We start from the raw sequence: 21,400 nt of genomic DNA on the forward strand, positions 1-21,400 counted from the left end.
TCAGGCGCTCGGCGGCTGCGTCGGGGTCTCGTCGAGTCGGTCGCGCAGGGCTCGGAGAGCAGGGCCGGCGGCGGCGAGGGCGGCCCGGTCCTCGTCGTTCAGCGCGGCGAGTGCACTGGTGAGGACGACGTCGCGTTCCTCGCGGATCTGCGATACGACGGCGCGGCCGTGATCGGTCAGTCCGACCAGGACGGCGCGTCTGTCGGCCGGGTCGGGTCTGCGTTCGACGAGTTCGTGCTTGGTGAGTCCGTCGATCACCGACGTCGCGGTCGGCATGCGGATGGACTCACGATCGGCGAGTTCACCCATGCGCATCCACCCGTTGTCGGCGAGGACGTTCAGGGCTGACGTCTGCGCGGCGGTGAGCTCGACCCTCGGCGCGCGCCGGCGAAGCGCCAGGTAGAGCCTGGTGATCGTGGGACGCAGCGTCAGGGCCAGTTGCGCGGGATCGGAAGCGGACACGTTTAGGAACTCTAATACTTAGAATCTCGAAGTAATACCCGAGGAGATGTGACGCTGCCGACACATCGGGTGGGCGGGCACTGCCCCGCGCGAACGTGAGGCGGTCACAAGGGGCACGCACTGCCCCGCCGGCTGAGCCGGTACCGAGCGTAGCGAGGCACCGCGTCGAAGCCCCACCGCGAAAAGATCCCGCCGGCTGAGCCGGTACCGTTCCCGCTGGCACCGACCCCGCCGGCTGAGCCGGTACCGTTCCCGCTGGCACCGACCCCGCCGGCTGAGCCGGTACCGAGCGTAGCGAGGCACCGCGTCGAAGCCCCACCGCGAACCCGGAGGCGGTCACAACGGGCACGCACACCTACGCGCCGCGCACGCCGAGACGAGATCGCCACCTCCACCGACAAGCGCCGGTCGGACCAGCGCCTGGTGAGGCGGAAGTGGCGATTCCGAGCAGTCAGACCCCGATCGGGTTCCCGCCGTCGCGCCAGACCGCGACCACGGACGGCCGCGGCTGCGAGTTCCCGCCATCGGGCCAGTGCGATGCCGGGTTGTCCGCGGAGTGGTCGTCGAGTTCGCCCGGATGCTGAACCGCGATCAGGATGCGGTTGCTGTCGATGACCGGTCCACACGTCTCGGCACCCTTGGGGACGGTCAGGAACTGTTTGGTCTCGCCGCGGCGGTCACCGTCGAGGGCGACGGCGAAGAGGCCGTCGTTGGAGTCGAGGGCATTGCCGTCGGTGGAGATCCACAGGTTGCCGTGCGGGTCGAAGGCGACGTTGTCGGGACAGGAGATCGGGCTGACCCTGGTCTTGTCGAAGCCGCCGTAGTACGTGTCGGCGGCGGCGGGGTCGCCGCAGACGAGCAGGAGTTCCCAGGTGAACTCCGTGCCGGTGTGGTCGTCGGTCATCTCGAGGACCTGACCGTTCTTGTTCTCGTTGCGCGGGTTCACGAGATCGGCGGCGGCCTTGCCGTCGGTGCCGCGGTCGCTGTTGTTGGTCAGTGCGCAGTACACCTTGCCGGTCTTCGGGTTCGGCTCGATGTCCTCGGGACGATCCATCTTGGTGGCACCGACGGCATCTGCCGCCGCGCGGGTGAACACCGCGACCTCGGCAGGCGACATGCCGGCGACGTACGACCGAGCCGTACCGTCGGCGTCGACGGTGAGCAGGGGCTTCCACGACCCCTTGCCCGCGAACTTGCCCGCCGCGGGCAGAGCCCCGGAACCGTCGACGGGCTCGGCGGTGAACGTTGCGACGTACAGGGTCCCCTCGTCGAGGATGCGCATGTTGTGTTCGCGTGCGGTCTTCGACAGTCCGCTCTTCATCTTCCGGCTCGACACGAACTTGTAGATGTACTCGAACTTCTCGTCGTCACCGCTGTAGGCGACCACCGTACCCTTGTCGGGCCCGGCGTCGACGACATAGATGTTGGCCGACTCGTGTTTGAAGCGACCCATCGAACTGTGTTTGACGGGAACAGCTTTCGGGTCGTGTGGATCGACTTCGACGATGTAGCCGAAGCGGTTGGCCTCGTTGGGCTCGACGGCCAGGTCGAAGCGCTTGTCGAAGCGACCCCAGTGGTGTTCGTCGGCATCGTCTTCGAACGTGTAGCGCTCGAGACGTTCAGCCGTCTTCGGATCGGTCACCGTGCTCGCGTTGCTGAAGTAACCGTTGAAGTTCTCCTCGCCGGAGAGCATGGTGCCCCACGGTGTGAGCCCGCCCGAGCAGTTGGCCATCGTCCCGAGGACCGTGGTGCCGGCCGGATCGGCGGTCGTCTTCACGAACTCGGTGCCTGCGGCGGGACCGGTCAGCCGGAACGGGCTTGACGCGGTGAGTCGCTGGTTGCGCGGCCCGACAACGGGTTTGAGCGCGCCGGAGCCGGGCTGGGCGGTCACCTCGACCACAGCGATACCGACCGACGCCATCGCGATGCGGGCCTGCTGTTCGGTGGGCTGGCCGTCCTTGTATCCGGTGAACATGAACGGTTCGGTGGGGTACTCGAGATTGGCGACCAGGTAGAAGTGGTCGGGTACGCCGTCGACCGGGATGAGCCCGGCGAAGTCGTTGTTGAAGCCGAACTGCCCGGCCTGGGCCTCGGGTGTCTGGTTGGCGAAGTCGAACTGCGGGGCGCCGGGCAGGACGGGATCGCCCCAGCGGATCACGACCTCCTGGCGATATCCGTCGGGGATCACCACCGCGTCCTCGGTGTTGGCCGGGACAGCCGTGAACTTCATACCCGGCAGCGCATCTCCGGTGGCCGATCCGGTCGTCGAGGTGCCGGTTCCCGATCCGTTCTCGCCACAGGCCGCGAGCACCGATGCCGCCCCGGCTGCGACCGCCGCGCCCGCCGAGGTCTTGAGGACGCTCCGACGGGAGACCGCGGTGCGCACGACGTCGCGGAAGTACGCGTTGTCGCTGCGGTTACCGGGATCGTGACGGCAGGCGTCGCCGCACTTGTAGCGGCACGTCACGTACGCGCGCGAGGAACGGCCGGCGTCGTGGCCGGTGGAGGTGAACAGCGGCAACTGGATTCGCACCCGCAGGACGCTAGGAGAGCGAAGCGAACCCTTGGGTACTCGAATGTGAACGGACACCCAACGCACGGTGCCTTCTGCTGGTCGAGGCGTGTCGAGACTGCTAGAACCGCCCGCCGGTACCGATGCGTCCCGACGACCCGGAGCCGCCGAACGAGCCCGGGCTCCGTCCGCCGCTGCCGAAGCCACCACCGAAGCCGCCGGTGTATCCACCCCGGTATCCGCCGCGACCGCCGCTGATTGTGCGGCGCAGGAAGCTGTCGACGAGGATGCCACCGAGAACGGCACCCGCGGTCGAGGTGCCGTTGGAGCGCGGCTGCTGCGACTGCTGCCAGTTCACGACGTCACCTTGAGCGGCCATGAGCGCCTGGTCGGCGAGAGCGCCGGCTCGCCGCGCCGACGTGGTCGCCGCAGTCGGATCGGTTGCGGCGGCCTGCTGGGCGGTCTGGAGGAGGCGTTGCGCCTCGGCCAGCCGGGTTCGGGCGGTCGACTGCACGGCGCCGCGCCGCGTGCCGATGAAGTCCGACGCCGCGGTCACCTTTGCCGACGCCGACTCGAGCGCCCCGCTCAACACCTGTGCGCGGCGGGTGCGTTCGGCCGCGGAGTCCCGCGCGGCGTCGAGGGCGTCGTCGAGTTCCGCATCGGCGTCGACCAGGGCGGTGAAGGTGCCCAGCGGATCGGCGTCGAAGCCGGTACGTCCGGCGTCGAGAGCGGTCTTCGCGGCTTCCGTGGCAGTCGCCAGCGCGGGTCCGCCATCAGCGGTCAGTGACGCCGCCTCGGCGAGTTCGGCCTCCACCTCCTCGATCAGTGCCGGCATGCGGGACTGGGCGGCGGCGATGTTCGCGTCCGCGTGATCGATCGCGTCGAGGAGCACGGTGGCCTGCTCGATGGAGCCCTCGGCCGAGCGGATCGCGGCGACCGCGGGCCCCTGCTGTCCGACCGGCGCCGCACTCGCGGCGCGACCCTGGTCGGCCGTCGCCTCGGCGAAATCGATCTGCTGCCGGGCGAGTTCGACGTTCGACAGGATCGAGGCGAGTGTCTGTTCGCCGTGTTTCTCGGTCAGCTCGGCGAGCTGCCGCGTCGCCGGGTCGAGGCGGGCGCGTAGGCCGATGAGCTGCTGGGTGATCGCGTCGAACCGCGCGTCGGCGTTGATCAGGAGGTTGCGCATCGCATCGAAGGCCTCGACCTGGTCGTCGAGCGTGCCGTCGGCGTCGGTGCAGGACGTGATGATCTCGACGAGCATCGAGCGGCGCTCGTCGTCGGTTTCCGGAACGTCGTCGTCGAGCCGCTGCCGCAGGGTGAAGGACTGCGCAAGAGCAGTTTTCGCGCGCTCGAGCGCCGTGGTGAACGGTCTCGTCTCGGTCTCGCCGAATTCTCCAACGGCCAGGCGCAATTCTTCTTCGCTGGTGCGGACGGCGTTGTCGAGATCGGTGAGGACCTCACGCGACCACGGATCGAGCACGTCGAGCGGCTGCTCCGCGAGCTGATCGACGGTCAGTTCCTGTTCGCGCAATGTCTCCAGGCCGCCCTCGATCCGCCGCTGCTTGCGACGTCGCGAGTAGAGATACGCGCCGCCACCGCTGACCACCACGGCTCCGCCGACGACTGCGGCGGCGATGAACCCGGTGTAGCTGGGATCGAGTTCCGATGAGAGCCCGTTGATCGCCGCGAGTCCGGCGTCGGCCCAGTTGCCCTCGCGCAGCTGCGGCACGACGTCGTCGTTCGCGATGCCCTCGAGGGTCGACTGGTCCAGACCACCGATGTTGTCGGGGGCGAACAGTCGATACGCGCGGTCCTCGGTGGCGACGGCGAGAAGGGCGTCGTGGTCACCGAGTTCACTGGCCACCGCGGTCTGGTCGGCCCACTGCTCGCTGGTCAGACCCCCGAAGTCCCGGACGTAGACGATCCACATCTGGATTCCGTGGTCGTTGTACAGCTTGTCGACGGCGGCCTCCAACTCGGACCGCTGGGCGGGCGAGATCGCGTTGGCCGAGTCGACGACATAGGTGGGCAGGCGCGTGGGCGGCTCGGCGGCGGCGGTGCCGGCTCCGACGCCCGTCAGCAGCAGAGTCATGCCGAGCGCGAGACCGGCGGCCCCGAGAACTGCCGCGATGCGCCGTGTCACGGCGTGCCCCCACCCACCACGAATCGCAGGTAACCGATGCATGATCACGAATCCAATCAGCCGCCGCATTCGGGTGAGTGTATGTCCGTCCCTGACCTCGATCGGTACCGGCACGTCTCAGCGTCGAGCGTCGCGCCACCGGCACAGGGCCTCGACGGCGGTGAGGTCGTAGTCGGGGCCCGTCACGCCGACGGTCAGCAGGGTGACGCCCTCGGCGGCCAGCGCGTCCGCATCGCGGAGCAACGCGTCGACGTCGCCGCCGAACTGCAGGCCCGACGACCGTTCGATGGTCTCCGGGTCGCGTCCCACTGCTGCACAGTGTTCGGCGAGGACCTTCGACTTGTGGCGGTACTGTTCGAGGTCGTTGAACCCGTGCCAGACATTGCCGTGCTCGGCGATGTAGCGGAGCGTCTTCTTCTCGCCGCTGCCGCCGATCAGGATCGGGATGTCGCGGATGGGTGCGGGATTGAGCTTGGCCAGACGCGACTTGATGCGCGGCAGGGCCTCGCCGAAGGCGTTCAGTCGCGACCCGACGGTGCCGAACTCGTAGCCGTACTCGTCGTAGTCCTTCTGGAACCACCCGCCACCGACACCGAGGATGAGTCGGCCGCCGCTGATGTGGTCGACGGTGCGGGCCATGTCGGCCAGCAGTTCCGGATTGCGGTAGGAGTTGCAGGTCACCAGCGCGCCGATCTCCACCCGCGAGGTCTGTTCCGCCCACGCACCGAGCATCGTCCAGCACTCGAAGTGCTCACCCTCGGGAGCGCCGTAGAGGGGATAGAAGTGGTCCCAGTTGAATGCGACGTCGACGCCCGCATCCTCGGCGCGGCGGACCGCGTCGCGGATCAGGCGGTACTCGGGAGCGTGCTGGGGCTGGATCTGGACACCGATGCGAAGAGGAAACGCCATGGCGACCAGTCTGCCTGCTTCCGGCGATGGCGTCGATGTCATTGCTCCCTGAGGAGCCCGGAGCTTGTGGGCCGTCCCCTTGCTCCCTGAGGAGCCCGGAGCTTGTGGGCCGTCCCCTTGCTCCCTGAGGAGCCCGGAGCTTGTGGGCCGTCCCTTTGCTCCCTGAGGAGCCCGGAGCTTGTGGGCCGTCCTCTTGCTCCCTGAGGAGCCCGGAGCGTGCGGGCCGTCCTCTTGCTCCCTGAGGAGCCCGGAGCTTGCGGGCCGTCCCTTTGCTCCCTGAGGAGCCCGGAGCTTGCGGAGGGCGTCTCGAAGGGTGGTACCAAGGACCGCGTGACACCGAGACCCGCCGCACCGTCGCTCGAGGAACTCCGACGCCGCACCAGCTCCAAGTGGTCCACTCATCCCGACGACGTGTTGCCGCTGTTCATCGCGGAGATGGATTACCAGCTCGCACCTGTGGTCGCGGAGGCGATGATCGACCGTATCCGGGCGTCGGATGTCGGGTATGCCGGTGACTCGGGCGGTGCCGGAACGGCTTTCGCCGGTTTCGCGGATCGGCGATGGAACTGGGAGGTCGGTGCGGACGATGTCGCGCTCACCACCGATGTCAGTGTCGTGATCGTCGAGACACTGCGCTCGGCGATCCGCCCGGGGGACGGCGTCATCCTGATGCCGCCGGTGTACCCGCCGTTCTTCGAGCTCATCCCGGAGGCCGGCGGAACCGTCGTCGAGGTGCCGTTGCTCGACGACCCGGTCCGGCGGATGGATCTCGACGGCATCGAGGCGGCACTGAAGTCGGGTGCGCGAGCGGTTCTGCTGTGTCACCCGCACAATCCCGTCGGACTCGTCCACGACGCATCCGATCTGGAACGGCTGGCCGAGCTCGCCGCGTCGTACGGTGCGCTCGTGGTCAGCGACGAGATCCACGCACCGCTGGTCCATCCCGGGGTCGGGTTCGTCCCGTTCCTGACGGTGAGCGACACCGCGCGCGAGGTCGGCATCGCGGCGCATTCGGCGAGCAAGGCGTTCAACCTCGCCGGGGCCAAGTGTGCGCTGATGGTCGCCACCTCCGATACGACCCGAACGATCGTCGCAGGCCAGCCCGACGAGGTGCACTATCGAACGTCCATCCTCGGTCGCGCCGCGACAGAAGCGGCCTTCGCTCACGGCGACGACTGGCTCGACGCCACCCTGGAAGTCATCGGCGAGAGCCTGGATCTCCTGGATCGGCTTCTGGCCGAGCACCTTCCGGCTGTCGGCTATACACGGCCGAGTGCGTCGTACCTGGCGTGGCTCGACTTCCGCGACGCCGGCCTCGGCGACAACCCGGGCCTGCCGATCCTCGAACACGGCCGGGTCGCGCTGCACTACGGCCCCGCGTTCGGCTCGCCGGGCAGGGGCTTCGCGCGGCTGAACGTCGCGTGCTCGCCGGAGGTGCTCACCGAGGCGATCGAGCGGATCGCCCGCGTCGTCGACAACCCGCCCGTTTCATAGCTCGAAACCGCGCCTGCCGCGGTGAAGTGCTATGAATCGGGAATGGGAAACGAGCGGGCCGCCGAGTGGGACGAGCGCTACGGCAATGCGGAGCGGTTGTGGACCGCGGACGTCAATCCGGCGCTGATCACCGAGACCGAGGGGTTGGCGCCCGGCACCGCTCTCGACGTCGGGTCGGGTGAGGGCGCCGACGCCCGCTGGCTGGCGAAACGGGGCTGGCAGGTGACCGCCGTCGACATCTCGCAGGTGGCACTGGACCGTGCACGGGAGATCAGCGTCGACCTGCCGATCACGTGGACACGTGCCGACCTCGTCGTCGATCCCGTTCCCGGCGGTGACTACGGGCTGGTCGCGCTGCACTATTTCCCGATCCCCGTCGCGGAGATCGACGTCGCGCGCAAGCTCGTCGCCGCGGTCGGGCCGGGCGGATCCCTGCTGGTGGTCGCGCATGCGCCCGAGGGCGTGCGGGCGCACGGCTTCGATCCCGACGATTTCGTGCAGCCGGGCGGTTTCGCGACACTTCTCGACGACGAGTGGGAGATCATCAGCGACGAGACGCGCGAACGGGGTAAGGCGGCCGGCGGCGGTCATCACACGCATGACGTCGTGTTCCGTGCCCGACGGAGCGCGCGGTAGCGCGAGATCGTGTTGCGTTTTGTCCCGTGTACCGCGACAAACCGCAACGCGATCCTGAGCGGTCCGACGGCCGTAGGGGCTCCGACAGCCGCAGGGACTACCCGCCGAACAGCAGATACAGCCCGAGGAAGGTGTAGCAGACCATCGTCACCATCATGGTGAGCTGTCCGGTCAGCTGATGTCGTCGCGGCAGGAGCCGCAGCGAGGCGTCGTGCGCGGCGGCCACTCCCAGCATGTGCCCGCCGACCACGAACACGACCTTGAGCGTCACCGTGACGGTCGGGTGATCCGACATGATGTACACCGGGTGGGCATCGCTGAGCCACAACAGGTTCCAGCCCCGGCCCAGCGGATCGCCCAGGGCCAGGATGGCTTCCTGTCCCTGCTCGACGAGCGACTGCAGATAGTGGGCGAGGATGTAGCCGATGACGATCGGGACGAGTGAGTGCGCCATCAGGCCCGGCAGCCGACGGCGCAGATCGGGTTGTTGCACACCGCCGACGGCGCGTGCCGCCGACCAGAACGTCACCGCGACAACGCCGACGAACACCAGTAGTCCGGCGGTCGAGACCAGGGTGGCGATCGCCTGGTTGCCGGTGGCTCCGTCGCCACCGGCCTGCTCGGCGACGAAGTCCTGCCACTGGGGGAAGGCCGAGAAGCTGTCGAATGCGGTGGACCCGAGCAGGATTGCGAGCACGGTGACGGTGCCGGGCCGGATCGGCAGGGTGGTCAGCGAGTTCATCGGACTGCGCACGATCACGCGACCGTCGGTGTTCTTCGCGAACGGGGAGAGGCGGGAGGCGACCGTGCTGTAGACCGCGAACGGATCGGCATCCTCGGTCCAGCGAAGCCCGCAGATGATGCCGCCCACGAGGGTGATCGCGAGATAGCAGAGCAGCCAGATCCGCACCGACGAAACCGAATTCGGTTCCGGGGAGGCCAGTTCGAGCCACACGAAGGCGAACAGGCCGAACGCAGCCGGCCACCAGCCGAGGCGTCGGGGATAGTCCGTCAGGCCGACGACCCGGGGCCCGAAGATCCCGCGCGCGATCCGCAGCACGGTGCGGATCGGTGACAGCAGTCGCCACACCGGGCCGATCAGCACCGACAGCACGATCATGCCCACCCACAGCAGTACGTAGAACGAGCCCGGCAGGGGGTTGTCGTGGGACGGCCCGAACGCGGCCACCACCAGGCACACGGTGAGTATCAGTGCGGCACCGGCGAGCACCCCACGAACCCATCGGTTGTCGACGGTCGAGGTCACCCACCCGGGGAGCTCGCGCCCGGCGTCGGCTCGCCCGTATCGCGCTGTGCGCCAGGCGAAGGCGATCACCGCGAAGGAGATGGTCAGCGCCCACGCACCGCCGATCAGGACCGCGGTCAGCGGGACGGGCAGAAACTCCGAGCCGCCCAGCCCGTGGGCGAGCAGAGTCTCAGTCGGCCTCGCGGTCGGGGTCATCGGCCTCGTTCCGGGTCGGTGCGTCGGTGGGGTTCTCGGTGCGATCTCCGGTGGAATCCTCGGTGGGTTCCTCGTCGTCATATCCTCGACGACGATCGGCGATCGCGATCGCGATGATGACGCCCACCAGGATGAACGCGGGGATCACCGCGGGCAGCGCCAGTATCAGGGGATGCGTGGCGAGGTGGTGGACCTCCACCTCGGGTGCGGCGGCGATCATTGTTGTGGCTGTAATTCGGGTTGCCGCGCGCCCGTGGTCGCCTCACGGGAGTTGACCCGGCCGGCTCCCCACGACAATGCCGCGATGAGCAACAGTGAACAGACCAGCACCACCACGGCTGCGGCGCCGAACAGCCACGACGGATAGTCGAAGGTGCGCTCGCGCTGGAGGATCGAGATCTCCGCGACGAACGGTTTCGTCGACGTCTGCTGGGCCGGCTCACCCTCCGCACCGATCGCGGGGTCCGCCGGCAGATACACCGGCACACCGGCCATGGTGGTGCCGTCCTGCACACGCAGGATGGTCTTCCACGACCCCGACACCGGGATCGGTTCGGTGGACCGGAACTGGTTGGGGCCCACCCGCTCGAGCCGGTCGATGACGATGCCGCGATCGTTGTCGACCCCGCCCTGCCAGGACATCAGCGCCACCCACTCCGGGTCACCGCTGACCGCGTCGGCCGGATCGAGGAACACTTCGGCCGTGACGTTCTGCTCGGCGGCATCGTTCGGTCCGGCGGGGGTCAGGACGACCCGTGCGGTCATGTCCGCGGGTACGGAGACCCGCAGGCCGTTCGCGACCGCCCCGCCGATCACCACCACCGAGAGCACGACGGCGGTGATGCTGATCCAGCGCCGCGGCAGTCGCTCACCGACCGAGACGGTGCCCAGCAGACCGCCGCACAGACCGGCCACCACGCCGACCGGGACGGCCATCGCCAGCGCTTCGCCCCACATGCCGGTGACCCAGGGGAACGGGTATGCCGCGGCGATCCACCAGGATTCGATCCACAGTCCGACCGTCGCCACGCCGAGGCCCGCCACCGCGCCGAAGAGTACGCGGCGTTTGAACAGCGGCGTCAGCGCGAGTAACTCGATGACCACGGCCGCGCCCAGGTAGAGGGGGAAGACGTTGATCGGGGCACCGAGCGCGGGCCCGACGACGACCGCGACCACGCCGCGGAGCAGGATCGCGAACACCGCTGCGACGAGCGCGCTGCCCGGGCCGAGACTGATCCGGGCGGCGACCAGAGCGAATGCACCGGCACCGGCGATCATCATCGGCTGCAGCACGAGGCGGAACTGCTCGACACCGAAGTCGTACTCGATCTGGAAGACCGACATGCCGATCACGAGGCCACCGAACGCCAGGCACCGGACCAGCCACTGCCCGCGCCCGTCCGGCGGGAGGTCGGGACCCATTGCGGCCCTGCCCTCGCGGTCGAGGATGACGACCGCGATGAGCGACAGTCCCGCGCCCCCGATCAGCATCAGGTGCGTCGGACCCCAGAGCGTGACGTCCTGACCGAAGATGCGATGCCAGACGTCGTCCAGCGGGAACCCCAGCAAGGCGTAGAAGCCACAGCCCGCCAACAGGATTCCACCGACCGGCGCGTACCAGTGACGGGTGATCCGGACGGCGGCGCGGCCGGGCTTGTCGAAGGGCAGGAAGACCGACAACATGCCGGAGATGAACAGGAGGAACAGGCCCACCAGGATGAAGTAATGCGCCGGGTTGGCGAGCGGTCCCTCGTCGCGGCCGTCACCGATGTGCAGGCTGACATCCCAGAGGAAGCCGAACAGTGCGCAGATGATCGTGCTGGTGAACAGGAAGATCGGCAGCGCCGCCCACGGGGGTCGGTTGACGCGGCGCGCCGCCCAGTCGGCGAGGGTGGTCAGCCACGTGATCTTGCGCATGCGGTGTAGGTATCCGATCCAGAGCAGTCCGATCGACACGACTGCGGCCGCCGCGGACATCAGGAACACCTGGTCGAGCGCCGCACCGCCGCCCTCGGCGGCGAGATGGAGTGACGTGACATCGCTTGTTGTCATGGACGAAGTATGCACATCTTGTTCATGTCCCGGGAGGCGGTCGGTCAAACTGCGACCTTGGGACATGGACGGGCGATGTCGCCACGACGCGCAGGCGGAAAATAAGTTGTGCACAATTAAGTGGTGCACTACTGTTCTGGAACGTGCCCACCAATCCGGAGCCCCTCGACCGACAGCTCTGTTTCTCGCTGTATGCCGCAACCCGGGCTGTCACCGGCCTCTACCGAGAGGTGCTGTCCGAGTTCGGGCTCACGTTTCCCCAGTACCTCGTTCTGCTCGCCCTCTGGGAACAGGACGGGCTCACCGTGCGGGAACTGGGCGAGCGGCTCCAGCTCGACAGCGGCACGTTGTCGCCGCTACTACGTCGTCTCAAGCGGGCCGGGTACATCGACCGCGAACATTCGGCCGAGGATGCCCGCGTGGTTCATGTCCACCTGACCCGGGAAGGGGATGCGCTGCGTAGCCAGGGCGGCCGGATCCAAGGGTGCCTGGTGGACAACCTGGACCTCACCTACGACGAGGCGTCGACCCTGCATGCGCTGGCGCACAAGGTCACCGATCAGGCGCGCGGCCGGCTGCCGCGTAACTGATCAAAGAGGCAAGTCATCCCCAACCAGTTGAAGGAGACAATCATGAACACCCTCTACACCGCAGAAGCCCTGGCCACCGGCGCGGGGCGCAACGGCCACGTCCGCACCACCGACGGCTTCGTCGACACCGACCTCGCCATTCCGCGCGAGATGGGTGGTGCCGGCGGTGCCGCCAACCCCGAGCTGCTCTTCGCCGCGGGTTACGCCGCCTGCTTCCACTCCGCCCTGCAGGCGGTGGCGCGCGAGGCCAAGGCCACGCTGGGCGATTCGAGCGTCGGGGCCAAGGTCGGCATCGGCACCGACGAGCAGGGCGGCTTCCAGCTCGCTGTCACTCTCGAGGTCGTCATCCCCGACCTTCCCCAGGACCAGGCGCAGGCTCTCGCCGACCGTGCGCACCAGGTCTGCCCCTACTCCAACGCCACCCGCGGCAACATCGACGTCAACGTCGTCGTCGTCGACGACTGACCGACCCTTCCTGGGAGAGCAGCTCTGCAGGGGGCCGTCAGCGGCAGACGGCTCCCTGCGAAGCGGACGTGACCAGCTTCGAGTACTTCGCCAGGACGCCACGCGTGTACCGCGGCGGCAGGGGAGTGAACTCCTTTGCGCGAGCCTCGAGTTCGGCGTCGTCGACGAGTAGGTCGAGGAGGCCGCGGCCCACGTCGAGGCGGATGCGATCCCCGTCGCGGACCAGGGCGATCGGGCCACCGTCGACGGCCTCCGGCGCGACGTGGCCCACGCACAGCCCGGTGGTGCCTCCGGAGAACCGGCCGTCGGTCATCAGGAGCACGTCCTTGCCGAGGCCCGCGCCCTTGATGGCGCCGGTGATGGCCAGCATCTCGCGCATCCCCGGTCCGCCCTTCGGGCCTTCGTAGCGGATGACTACGACGTCGCCGGCGGTGATCGTGCCGTCCTCGAGTGCGTCCATGGCGGCGCGCTCGCGGTCGAAAACCCGTGCGGTGCCCTCGAATACGTCGGAGTCGAAGCCCGCCGACTTCACCACGGCGCCTTCCGGAGCCAGCGATCCCTTGAGGATGGTGATGCCGCCGGTCGGGTGGATGGGGGACTTCGTGGCGCGCAGGACCTGTCCGTCGGGGTCGGGCGGGGCGATGTGCGCGAGGTTCTCCGCGACCGTCTTGCCGGTCACCGTCAGGCAGTCGCCGTGCAGCAGCCCGGCGTCGAGGAGGGCCTTCATCACCACCGGCACACCACCGATGCGATCGACGTCGGTCATCACGTGCCGGCCGAACGGTTTGACGTCGGCGAGGTGAGGGACGCGGGCGCCCACGCGGATGAAGTCGTCGAGGGACAACTCGACCTCGGCCTCGTTGGCGATGGCGAGCAGGTGGAGCACCGCGTTGGTGGACCCGCCGAACGCCATAACGACGGCGATCGCGTTCTCGAAGGCCTCGCGGGTCATGATGTCGCGCGCGGTGATGCCGCGGCGCAGCATCTCGACGACGGCCACTCCGCTCTGCCGGGCGAACTGGTCCCGTCGCTTGTCCGGAGCCGGGGGAGCAGCGCTGCCGGGTAGGGACATCCCGAGTGCCTCGGCGGCGCTGGCCATCGTGTTGGCCGTGTACATGCCGCCGCAGGCACCCTCGCCCGGGCAGATGGCGCGTTCGATGGTGTCGACGTCCTCGCGGCTCATGAGCCCGCGGGCGCATGCGCCCACGGCCTCGAAGGCGTCGATGATGGTGACCTGACGTTCTTCACCGTCGGACAGCGTGGCGTATCCGGGCAGCGTCGACCCGGCGTAGAGGAACACCGACGCGAGATCGAGCCGGGCGGCGGCCATGAGCATGCCGGGTAGGGACTTGTCGCAGCCGGCGAGCAGCACCGAACCGTCGAGCCGTTCGGCACTCATCACGGTTTCCACGCTGTCGGCGATCACCTCGCGGGAGACCAACGAGAAGTGCATGCCCTCGTGACCCATCGAGATGCCGTCGGAGACCGAGATGGTGCCGAATTCGAGGGGATAACCGCCGCCCTCGTGGACGCCGTCCTTGACGGCCTTGGCCAGCCGGTCGAGCGAGAGGTTGCACGGGGTGATCTCGTTCCACGACGACCCCACTCCGATCTGGGGTTTCGCCCAGTCGTCGTCGCCCATGCCCACCGCGCGGAGCATGCCGCGGGCGGCGGTCTTCTCCAGGCCGTCCGTGACGTCGCGACTACGCGGCTTGATGTCGGCTTCGACGCCCGTCTCTGTTCGGTTGGTCATGAACCCACCGTAGTGGCCCGCGAAAGTGATCAGGTTGCGTTTGATCCCGGAGTGCGGGCACAAACGCAACCTGATCTGGTCGAACGGCGGATCTCTAGGCGCGCAGCTCCCGCTTGAGCAGCTTGCCGCTCTGGTTGCGCGGCAGTTCCTCGACGAACTTCACCAGCTTCGGGACCTTGAACGGCGCGAGCTGCTGCTTGACGTGGTCGATCAGCTCGGCCTCGGTGACCGTCGCCTCGGCGCGCAGTACGACGACTGCGGTGATCGCCTCGATCCACTTGTCGTCCGGGGTGCCGATCACCGCGACCTCGGCCACCGCGTCGTGGGTGTAGATCGCGTCCTCGACCTCGCGTGAGGCGACGAGGATGCCACCGGTGTTGATGACGTCCTTGATGCGGTCGACGACGGTGACGTAACCCTCCTCGTCGCGTGTGACGAGGTCACCGGAGTGGAACCAGCCGCCGCGGAAGGCCTCGTCGGTCGCGGTCGGGTTGTCCCAGTAGCCCTGGCACAGCTGCGGTGAGCGGTACAGGATCTCACCCGGCTCACCGACGGGCACGTCGTTGCCGTCGGCGTCGACGACGCGGGTCTCGACGAAGAACACCGGCCGGCCGCACGAGGCGGGTCGGGCGTCGTGCTCCTCGGGGCGGAGAACCGTTGCCAGCGGACCGATCTCGGACTGACCGAAGCAGTTGTAGAAGCCCAGATCGGGGTAGCGCTCGCGGAGGCGCTGCAGGACGGTGACCGGCATGATCGACGCGCCGTACTGCGCCTTCCGCAACGACGACAGGTCGCGGGTCTCGAGGTCGGGATGCGCGGCCAGCGGCCCCCACACCGTCGGTGCCAGGAACAGCGAACCGATCTGGTATTCCTCGACGAGGCGCAGGATCTCGGGGATGTCCGGTGCCGGCATCAGCCGGACCGTGGCGCCCACCGCCAGGTACGGAACCATGAAGACGTGCATTCCCGCCGAGTGGTAGAGCGGCATGCAGATCAGCGGGTTGTCGTCGGAGTCGATATCCAGGGCGATGATCGACGAGGTGTACTCGTGGATGAGCGCGCGGTGGGTCATCATGGCGCCCTTGGGTTTCGACGTCGTGCCCGAGGTGTAGAGGAACTGGACCAGGTCGGTGTCCTCCACCGCGACGTCCAGTGCGGGCACGTCTCCCGCGGTGGCGATGGCGATCAGCGAATCATCGGCGTCGCGCAGGGGGAGCACGAACTCGGCTGGCACGACGTCGATCACGGCGTCGAGATTGTCGGTGAGACCCGGGTCGACGAGCACGGCCCGCGCACCGGACTGCTCGAGGAGGTAGCTCAGCTCACCGCCACGCAACGCGTAGTTGATCGGCACGTGCACGAGTCCGGCACGCGCCGCGGCGAGGTAGCCGATGACGTAGGCGTGCGAGTTGGTGCCGTAGCCGGCCACGCGATCACCCTTGGCCAGGCCGAGGGAGAGGAGGTGCGCGGCGGCGCGGGTCACCGCGTCGTCGAGTTCGCGGTAGGTCAGGGTGTCGTCGCCGAAATGGAGGGCGGCGCGGTCGGGGAATCTCGCGGCAGTGCGGCGCAGCACTCCGTCGACGGTGTTCGAAGTGGGGGTCATCACATCATCAGGATGACTGTTGGGTGGGTTGCGCCTGCAGGGACCCCGGTGCTCGGCGTCGGCGATCCATGTGAGCAACGTGGCGCACGGCAAAATCGTAGGTACCGCGCCCGGCGAGGTGACGGGCGCGCCACCTGGTGAACTACCTGGACGCGTCCAGTGGATGCTCCAGGTCGTCGTCGACGGCAGTCCGGGAAACCGTGCTCGGCTCGACGGCCCGGGGAAGCCACAGCGCGACGATCATCGACGCCACCAGCAGGCCGAGTGTCAGCAGGTAGGTGTCGGCGACCGCGCTCGCGAGATGCGGGGCGGCGACGGCGCGTTGGTCCGGCGAGAGTCGCTGGACGCCTGTCATCCCGCCACCGTCCAGCACGGCCGACCGCGAGTTGAACAGGGACGTGAGGATCGTGGCGGCGAGCGCAGCTCCGATCGCACTCGCGAACTGGTTCCCGGTGGTCAGGATCGTGGTGCTCGGCCCGGTGTCCGGACCGTCGACACCGCGCAGTGCCGCTGTCATCAGGGGCATGAACGTCGAACCGATCCCCAGGCCCATGACGATGCCGATGCCGATGAGAACGGGGTACGGGGTGTCGTGGTCGAGGACGATGGTCATGAGCGTCGTCGCGACGATGGTGGCGCTGATCCCGAACCAGACGACACGGCGTGGGTCGGTTCGGTCGACGAGTCGGCTCGCGGTCTGCGCGACCACCCCGGTGGTGAGGCCCTGGGGGATCATGATCATCCCGGCGGTGGTGGCACTGTCCCCACGTACGGCCTGGATGTAGATGGGCCCGATCATCATCGACCCGAAGTAGGCACCCGCGACCAGCAGCATCGCACCCGAGCCGGTGGCCAGAGATCGCTTGCGCAGCAGTCTCAGATCGAGCAACGGTCGGCGCGAGCGCAGTGTTCGGAGAACGAACAGGATGAGCAGACCGAGCCCGATCACCGCTGGAACACCGGCGTCGAACGGTTCACCGGCGTCGCCGGCCTGAGCGAGGCCGAAGACCAGCAGGGCGACTCCCGGTGCGAGGCAGAGCAGCGCCGACCAGTCCAGGGTCTCCGTCGCGGCGCCGACAGAGCGCGGAAAGAGCTTGAGGGCCAGACCGATTGCGACCGCGCCGACCGGGATTGAGGAGGAACAGCGATCGCCAGCCCACGTGGTCGACGAGCAGTCCGCCCGTCGTCGGTCCCAACACCGGACCGACGAGCAGCGGGATGCCGAGCCAGCCCATGAGTTGCCCGCGGTGCCGTTCGTCGACCAGGCCCAGCGCGATCGTCATGCCGACCGGCTGGAGGAAACCGCCGCCGAAACCCTGAACCGCACGGAACAGGATGAGGCTCTGGATGTTCCAGGCGAGACCGGCGAGGGCCGAGCCCACGACGAAGGTGGTGAGGGCGGTGACGTAGACCCGTTTCGCGCCGAACCGCCGGATGGTCCCGGCGGAGGTCGGCATCACCGCGACGAGCGCGAGCGTGTACGCCGTGGTGGTCCACTGGACGGTCGAGAGCGGGGAGTCGAAGGACTCGGCCAGGCGCGGGATGGCCACGACGGTGACGGTCAGGTCGAGCATCACCATGAGGGTTCCGAGGGCGAGGACCGAGGCGACCTTCTTCGCGAGCGCATCCATGGGTCAGGCCGCTCCTTCTACCGGGTTCGATGGCATGCGACCCAGCGTTCAAGTTCAAGTTCACTTGAAGTCAAGCGTCGTCTACCGGCTGTCACCGCGGTATGCGAACATATGTTCTATGCGGATCGAGCGGAGGGAGCGGCAGGAGGCAACGATCCTGCACGCGGATCTCGACTCCTTCTACGCATCGGTCGAGCAACGGGACGACCCGACCCTGCGGGGACGCCCCGTGCTGGTGGGCGGAGGAGTTGTGCTGGCCGCGAGCTACGAGGCCAAGGCCAGGGGAGTGCGGTCGCCGATGCCCGGTCACGAGGCGCGCGCCCTCTGCCCCGATGCCGTGGTGGTCCGGCCCCGGTTCGACGCCTACATGGAAGCCAGCCGCGAGGTCTTCGACATCTTCCACGACACCACTCCGGTGGTCGAGGGCATCTCGGTCGACGAGGCATTCCTCGACGTCGGCGGCCTGGGCCGGATCAGCGGGACCCCGCACGACATCGCCTCGACGATCCGGGTTCGAGTGCGTGAGGAGGTCGGCCTGCCGATCACCGTCGGGGGTGCGCGCAGCAAGTTCCTGGCGAAGGTGGCGAGCGCCGTCGGCAAGCCCGACGGTCTGCTGATCGTCGCGCCCGGCACCGAGCTCGAGTTTCTCCATCCCCTGCCGGTGCGTCGGCTGTGGGGCGTCGGGCCGGTGACGGAGTCCAAGCTGCACGACGCCGGAGTCGAGACCGTCGGTCAGCTGGCCGCGATGGGCGAGCGATCGCTACGCGCGGTCGTCGGATCGGGCGCGGGCCGGCACCTGTTCGCCCTCTCGATGGCGCAGGACCCGCGTCGGGTCGAGACCGGTAAGCGCCGGTCCTCGATCGGTTCACAACGCGCACTCGGGCGTCGGCCCAAGTCCGAGGCCGACCTCGAGGCGACCATCGTGGCAATCGTCGAACGTCTCGGCAAGCGGTTGCGGACCGCCGAAAGGGTCTGTCGCACAGTCGTTCTGCGGCTGCGTTTCGACGACTTCGCCCGCGCGACCCGCTCACGTACCCTCCCCGAGGCCACCGACCGCACCGACATCATCATGGCGTCGGCGCGTGGCCTCCTCGCCGACGCCATGCCGATCATCCGGGAGCGCGGCTGCACTCTCGTCGGGTTGTCTCTGACCAACCTCGACGACCACGACAACATCCAGCTGACCCTGCCGTTCGACACCGATCATGCCGAACAGCTCGACACCACGATGGATCTTCTGCGCGACCGGTTCGGCCGGGATTCGGTCACCCGCGCCGTACTGATCGGCCGTCACCACGGCGACGACGCCCCCATGCTCCCCGATTAGGGATCTTGTAGAAAATGCGCGGCATATCCCCATTTCTTCTGCCGATCGCCGACGCCGTCCTCGCCAGGACCATCGACCCCCCAAATCGTGACCTGAGAATGCCACGGCCGGGGTACGTCACAGGCCGCGCGCACTAGAGTGGACGACCATGACCACGCAAGTAGACGCCACCAATCCCGATCTGGTGACGATCGGTGTGCCGACGCACTGGTACAACCTCGCCGCCGAGCTCGAGACACCGATTCCCCCGCACCTGCATCCCGGCACCAAGGAGCCGGTGGGTCCCGAGGACCTCGCCGCGCTGTTCCCCAGCGGACTCATCGCGCAAGAGGTCTCCTCCGAGGCCTACATCGAGATCCCCGAACCGGTCCGCGAGATCTATCAGATGTGGCGTCCGTCGCCGCTGATCCGCGCCCGTCGCTTCGAGGAGGCGCTCAACACCAAGGCGCGCATCTACGTCAAGTACGAGGGGGTCAGCCCCGTCGGCAGCCACAAGACTAATTCCGCTGTCGCGCAGGCCTATTACAACAGCCTCGACGGCGTCACCAAGCTGACGACCGAGACCGGCGCCGGGCAGTGGGGTAGCGCGCTCGCCTTCGCTGGTGCGCAGTTCGGTATCGACGTCGAGGTCTGGCAGGTGCGCGCCTCGTACAGCTCGAAGCCGTATCGCGGCTTCCTGATCCGCACCTACGGCGGCACGATCCACCCGAGCCCCTCGGACCTGACCGAGTCGGGACGGGCGATGCTCGCCAAGGACCCGGACACCACCGGAAGCCTCGGTATGGCGGTCAGTGAGGCGGTCGAGGTCGCCGCTTCCCACCCGGACACCCGCTACGCACTCGGCAGCGTGCTCAACCACGTCGTGCTGCACCAGAGCGTCATCGGCGTGGAGGCCGTCGATCAGCTCAACGCCGTCGAACCCGGCGGAGCCGACATCGTCTTCGGTTGTGCCGGTGGAGGTTCCAATCTCGCGGGACTCTCCTTCCCGTTCCTGCGGGAGAAGCTGCACGGACGGTCGAACCCGCGCGTGGTCGCGGCCGAGCCGGCCGCTTGCCCGTCCATCACCCAGGGTGAGTACCGCTACGACCACGGCGATGTCGCCGGTCTCACACCGCTGCTCAAGATGCATACGCTCGGAATGGATTTCGTTCCGGATCCGATCCATGCTGGTGGTCTGCGCTACCACGGCATGGCGCCGGCGCTGAGCCACACGGTCGAGCTCGGACTCGTTCAGGGCGTTGCGATCACCCAGCACGATGCGTTCAGCGCGGGCGTGCAGTTCGCGCGGACGCAGGGCATCGTCCCGGCCCCGGAGTCGACACATGCCATCGCCGCGTGTGCCGCCCACGTCGCCGACCGTGACAAGGAAGAGGTCGTGGTCATCGGCCTGTCGGGCCACGGCCAGCTCGATCTGCCCGCCTACGCGGAATTCCTCGACGGCAAATTCTGAGCATGACCCCGGCGATGCGGACGGTCGGTGTCGACCTGTCCGCATCGCCGGCCAAGACCGCGGTCGCGGTCCTCGACTGGTTCGACGATCGAGCCGAACTGACCGAATTGGTCGTCGGGGCCGACGACGCCGAGATCCGACGCCTCGTCGACGGTGCGACCCGCATCGGGATCGATTCACCCTTCGGCTGGCCGGATGACTTCGTGGAATTCGTTGTCGCACATCATCACCAAGAGTCGCAACCAGGCCGTCGGCTCGACGAGATCGCGAATCGACGTCCGCTGGCGCTGCGTCGTACCGACCTCTGGATCGCCGAGTCGGGGCTGGGCCGACCCCTCAGCGTGTCCGCCGACCAGATCGCCCATGTCGCCTTCCGCTGTGCGGGCCTCCTCGCCGATCTCGGTGTCCGGGACCGCGTCGACGGCTGGGCGGTCGAGGCCTACCCGGCCGGAGCACTCAAACGCTGGGGACTCATCTCACGGGGCTACAAACGCGCCGCCAACCGGACCGTGTTGACCGAGCTCGTCGATGCGCTACGGACGACGGCGCCGTGGCTGGAACCGGCCGCTCACGCAGACCTCATGGGTCGTGACGACGACGCCTTCGACGCCGTCATCACCGCGCTGATCGCCCGCGCCGCAGCGCTGGGGCGGACAACGCCGCCATCCGCGGAAGACCGTGCGGTTGCGTCGCGGGAGGGCTGGATTCATGTGCCCGACGGCGATCTGGGCGGACTCATCGCCGCTGGTTGAGTAGGCGAGGAGCTTGCGGCGAGCCGTGCCCCACCGGTTGAGTAGGCGAGGAGCCTGCGGCGAGCCGTGTCCTGCTGGTTGAGTAGGCGAGGAGCCTGCGGCGAGCCGTGTCCTGCTGGTTGAGTAGGCGAGGAGCCTGCGGCGAGCCGTGTCCTGCTA

The 21,400-nt window shown here is 68.2% G+C and carries 18 protein-coding genes; 7 read left to right on the plus strand and 11 right to left on the minus strand.

Annotated features, from left to right (window positions below; translation table 11 throughout):
• The 4 genes from GOAMI_RS18315 to GOAMI_RS18330 form a co-directional block, all read right to left on the minus strand.
• Nucleotides 1-462, minus strand: coding sequence for a MarR family winged helix-turn-helix transcriptional regulator (locus GOAMI_RS18315; protein ID WP_006438074.1), 462 nt, complete (start codon nucleotides 460-462; stop codon nucleotides 1-3).
• A gap of 451 nt (nucleotides 463-913) precedes the next feature.
• Complete coding sequence (locus tag GOAMI_RS18320) at nucleotides 914-2,995, minus strand: PhoX family protein (RefSeq protein WP_040004964.1); 2,082 nt, start codon at nucleotides 2,993-2,995, stop codon at nucleotides 914-916.
• A gap of 100 nt (nucleotides 2,996-3,095) precedes the next feature.
• Nucleotides 3,096-5,066, minus strand: coding sequence for a TPM domain-containing protein (locus tag GOAMI_RS18325; RefSeq protein WP_376740334.1), 1,971 nt, complete (start codon nucleotides 5,064-5,066; stop codon nucleotides 3,096-3,098).
• A gap of 168 nt (nucleotides 5,067-5,234) precedes the next feature.
• A complete protein-coding gene (locus GOAMI_RS18330; RefSeq protein ID WP_006438077.1) occupies nucleotides 5,235-6,026 on the minus strand; it encodes an LLM class F420-dependent oxidoreductase in 792 nt (263 codons plus the stop codon).
• Between the two features lie 330 nt (nucleotides 6,027-6,356).
• On the opposite strand from GOAMI_RS18330, the gene GOAMI_RS18335 reads away from it, so the two are divergent.
• Together GOAMI_RS18335 and GOAMI_RS18340 are read left to right on the plus strand one after the other, a co-directional pair.
• Complete coding sequence (locus GOAMI_RS18335) at nucleotides 6,357-7,520, plus strand: MalY/PatB family protein (protein ID WP_040004965.1); 1,164 nt, start codon at nucleotides 6,357-6,359, stop codon at nucleotides 7,518-7,520.
• 42 nt (nucleotides 7,521-7,562) lie between these two features.
• Nucleotides 7,563-8,156 carry a class I SAM-dependent methyltransferase gene (locus GOAMI_RS18340; protein WP_040004968.1) on the plus strand — a complete coding sequence of 198 codons (594 nt, stop codon included), beginning with the start codon at nucleotides 7,563-7,565 and terminating at the stop codon, nucleotides 8,154-8,156.
• Nucleotides 8,157-8,253: 97 nt separating this feature from the next.
• Here the strand turns inward: GOAMI_RS18340 and GOAMI_RS18345 are convergent, their stop codons facing one another.
• The 3 genes from GOAMI_RS18345 to GOAMI_RS18355 are packed head-to-tail and all read right to left on the minus strand — an operon-like array spanning nucleotide 8,254 to nucleotide 11,670.
• A complete protein-coding gene (locus tag GOAMI_RS18345; protein ID WP_006438080.1) occupies nucleotides 8,254-9,618 on the minus strand; it encodes a hypothetical protein in 1,365 nt (454 codons plus the stop codon).
• Nucleotides 9,593-9,838 carry a hypothetical protein gene (locus GOAMI_RS18350; RefSeq protein ID WP_006438081.1) on the minus strand — a complete coding sequence of 82 codons (246 nt, stop codon included), beginning with the start codon at nucleotides 9,836-9,838 and terminating at the stop codon, nucleotides 9,593-9,595. The genes GOAMI_RS18345 and GOAMI_RS18350 overlap by 26 nt, the downstream gene beginning before the upstream one ends.
• Complete coding sequence (locus GOAMI_RS18355; RefSeq protein ID WP_006438082.1) at nucleotides 9,835-11,670, minus strand: hypothetical protein; 1,836 nt, start codon at nucleotides 11,668-11,670, stop codon at nucleotides 9,835-9,837. Before GOAMI_RS18355 ends, GOAMI_RS18350 begins: the two co-directional genes overlap by 4 nt.
• A gap of 143 nt (nucleotides 11,671-11,813) precedes the next feature.
• On the opposite strand from GOAMI_RS18355, the gene GOAMI_RS18360 reads away from it, so the two are divergent.
• The gene (locus GOAMI_RS18360) at nucleotides 11,814-12,260 is read left to right on the plus strand and encodes a MarR family winged helix-turn-helix transcriptional regulator (RefSeq protein ID WP_006438083.1); all 447 of its coding nucleotides are present in this window, start codon (nucleotides 11,814-11,816) and stop codon (nucleotides 12,258-12,260) included.
• A gap of 42 nt (nucleotides 12,261-12,302) precedes the next feature.
• Nucleotides 12,303-12,725, plus strand: coding sequence for an organic hydroperoxide resistance protein (locus tag GOAMI_RS18365; RefSeq protein WP_006438084.1), 423 nt, complete (start codon nucleotides 12,303-12,305; stop codon nucleotides 12,723-12,725).
• A 37-nt stretch (nucleotides 12,726-12,762) separates the two neighbouring features.
• On the opposite strand, the gene ilvD is transcribed toward GOAMI_RS18365, so the two are convergent.
• The 4 genes from ilvD to GOAMI_RS23595 form a co-directional block, all read right to left on the minus strand.
• Nucleotides 12,763-14,478 carry a dihydroxy-acid dehydratase gene (gene ilvD, locus GOAMI_RS18370; RefSeq protein WP_040004971.1) on the minus strand — a complete coding sequence of 572 codons (1,716 nt, stop codon included), beginning with the start codon at nucleotides 14,476-14,478 and terminating at the stop codon, nucleotides 12,763-12,765.
• Nucleotides 14,479-14,572: 94 nt separating this feature from the next.
• Nucleotides 14,573-16,081: an acyl-CoA synthetase gene (locus tag GOAMI_RS18375; protein WP_006438086.1), complete on the minus strand. Its 1,509-nt coding sequence runs from the start codon at nucleotides 16,079-16,081 to the stop codon at nucleotides 14,573-14,575.
• A 142-nt stretch (nucleotides 16,082-16,223) separates the two neighbouring features.
• Nucleotides 16,224-17,030, minus strand: a complete 807-nt coding sequence (locus tag GOAMI_RS23590; RefSeq protein WP_006438087.1) for an MFS transporter — start codon at nucleotides 17,028-17,030, stop codon at nucleotides 16,224-16,226.
• Between the two features lie 25 nt (nucleotides 17,031-17,055).
• On the minus strand, nucleotides 17,056-17,712 hold the full coding sequence (locus GOAMI_RS23595) for an MFS transporter (RefSeq protein WP_006438088.1): 657 nt from the start codon (nucleotides 17,710-17,712) through the stop codon (nucleotides 17,056-17,058).
• A gap of 118 nt (nucleotides 17,713-17,830) precedes the next feature.
• Between GOAMI_RS23595 and dinB the strand changes: the two genes are divergently transcribed.
• From dinB to GOAMI_RS18395, 3 genes are all read left to right on the plus strand, one after another.
• Complete coding sequence (dinB, locus tag GOAMI_RS18385; RefSeq protein WP_006438089.1) at nucleotides 17,831-19,039, plus strand: DNA polymerase IV; 1,209 nt, start codon at nucleotides 17,831-17,833, stop codon at nucleotides 19,037-19,039.
• Between the two features lie 148 nt (nucleotides 19,040-19,187).
• A complete protein-coding gene (locus GOAMI_RS18390; protein ID WP_006438090.1) occupies nucleotides 19,188-20,489 on the plus strand; it encodes a TrpB-like pyridoxal phosphate-dependent enzyme in 1,302 nt (433 codons plus the stop codon).
• Between the two features lie 2 nt (nucleotides 20,490-20,491).
• Nucleotides 20,492-21,241 (plus strand): DUF429 domain-containing protein, encoded by a 750-nt coding sequence (locus tag GOAMI_RS18395; RefSeq protein ID WP_006438091.1) that lies wholly within the window; start codon nucleotides 20,492-20,494, stop codon nucleotides 21,239-21,241.
• Nucleotides 21,242-21,400: the final 159 nt, after the last annotated feature.

The sequence above is a fragment of the Gordonia amicalis NBRC 100051 = JCM 11271 genome, assembly GCF_000332995.1.
Classification (GTDB): domain Bacteria; phylum Actinomycetota; class Actinomycetes; order Mycobacteriales; family Mycobacteriaceae; genus Gordonia; species Gordonia amicalis.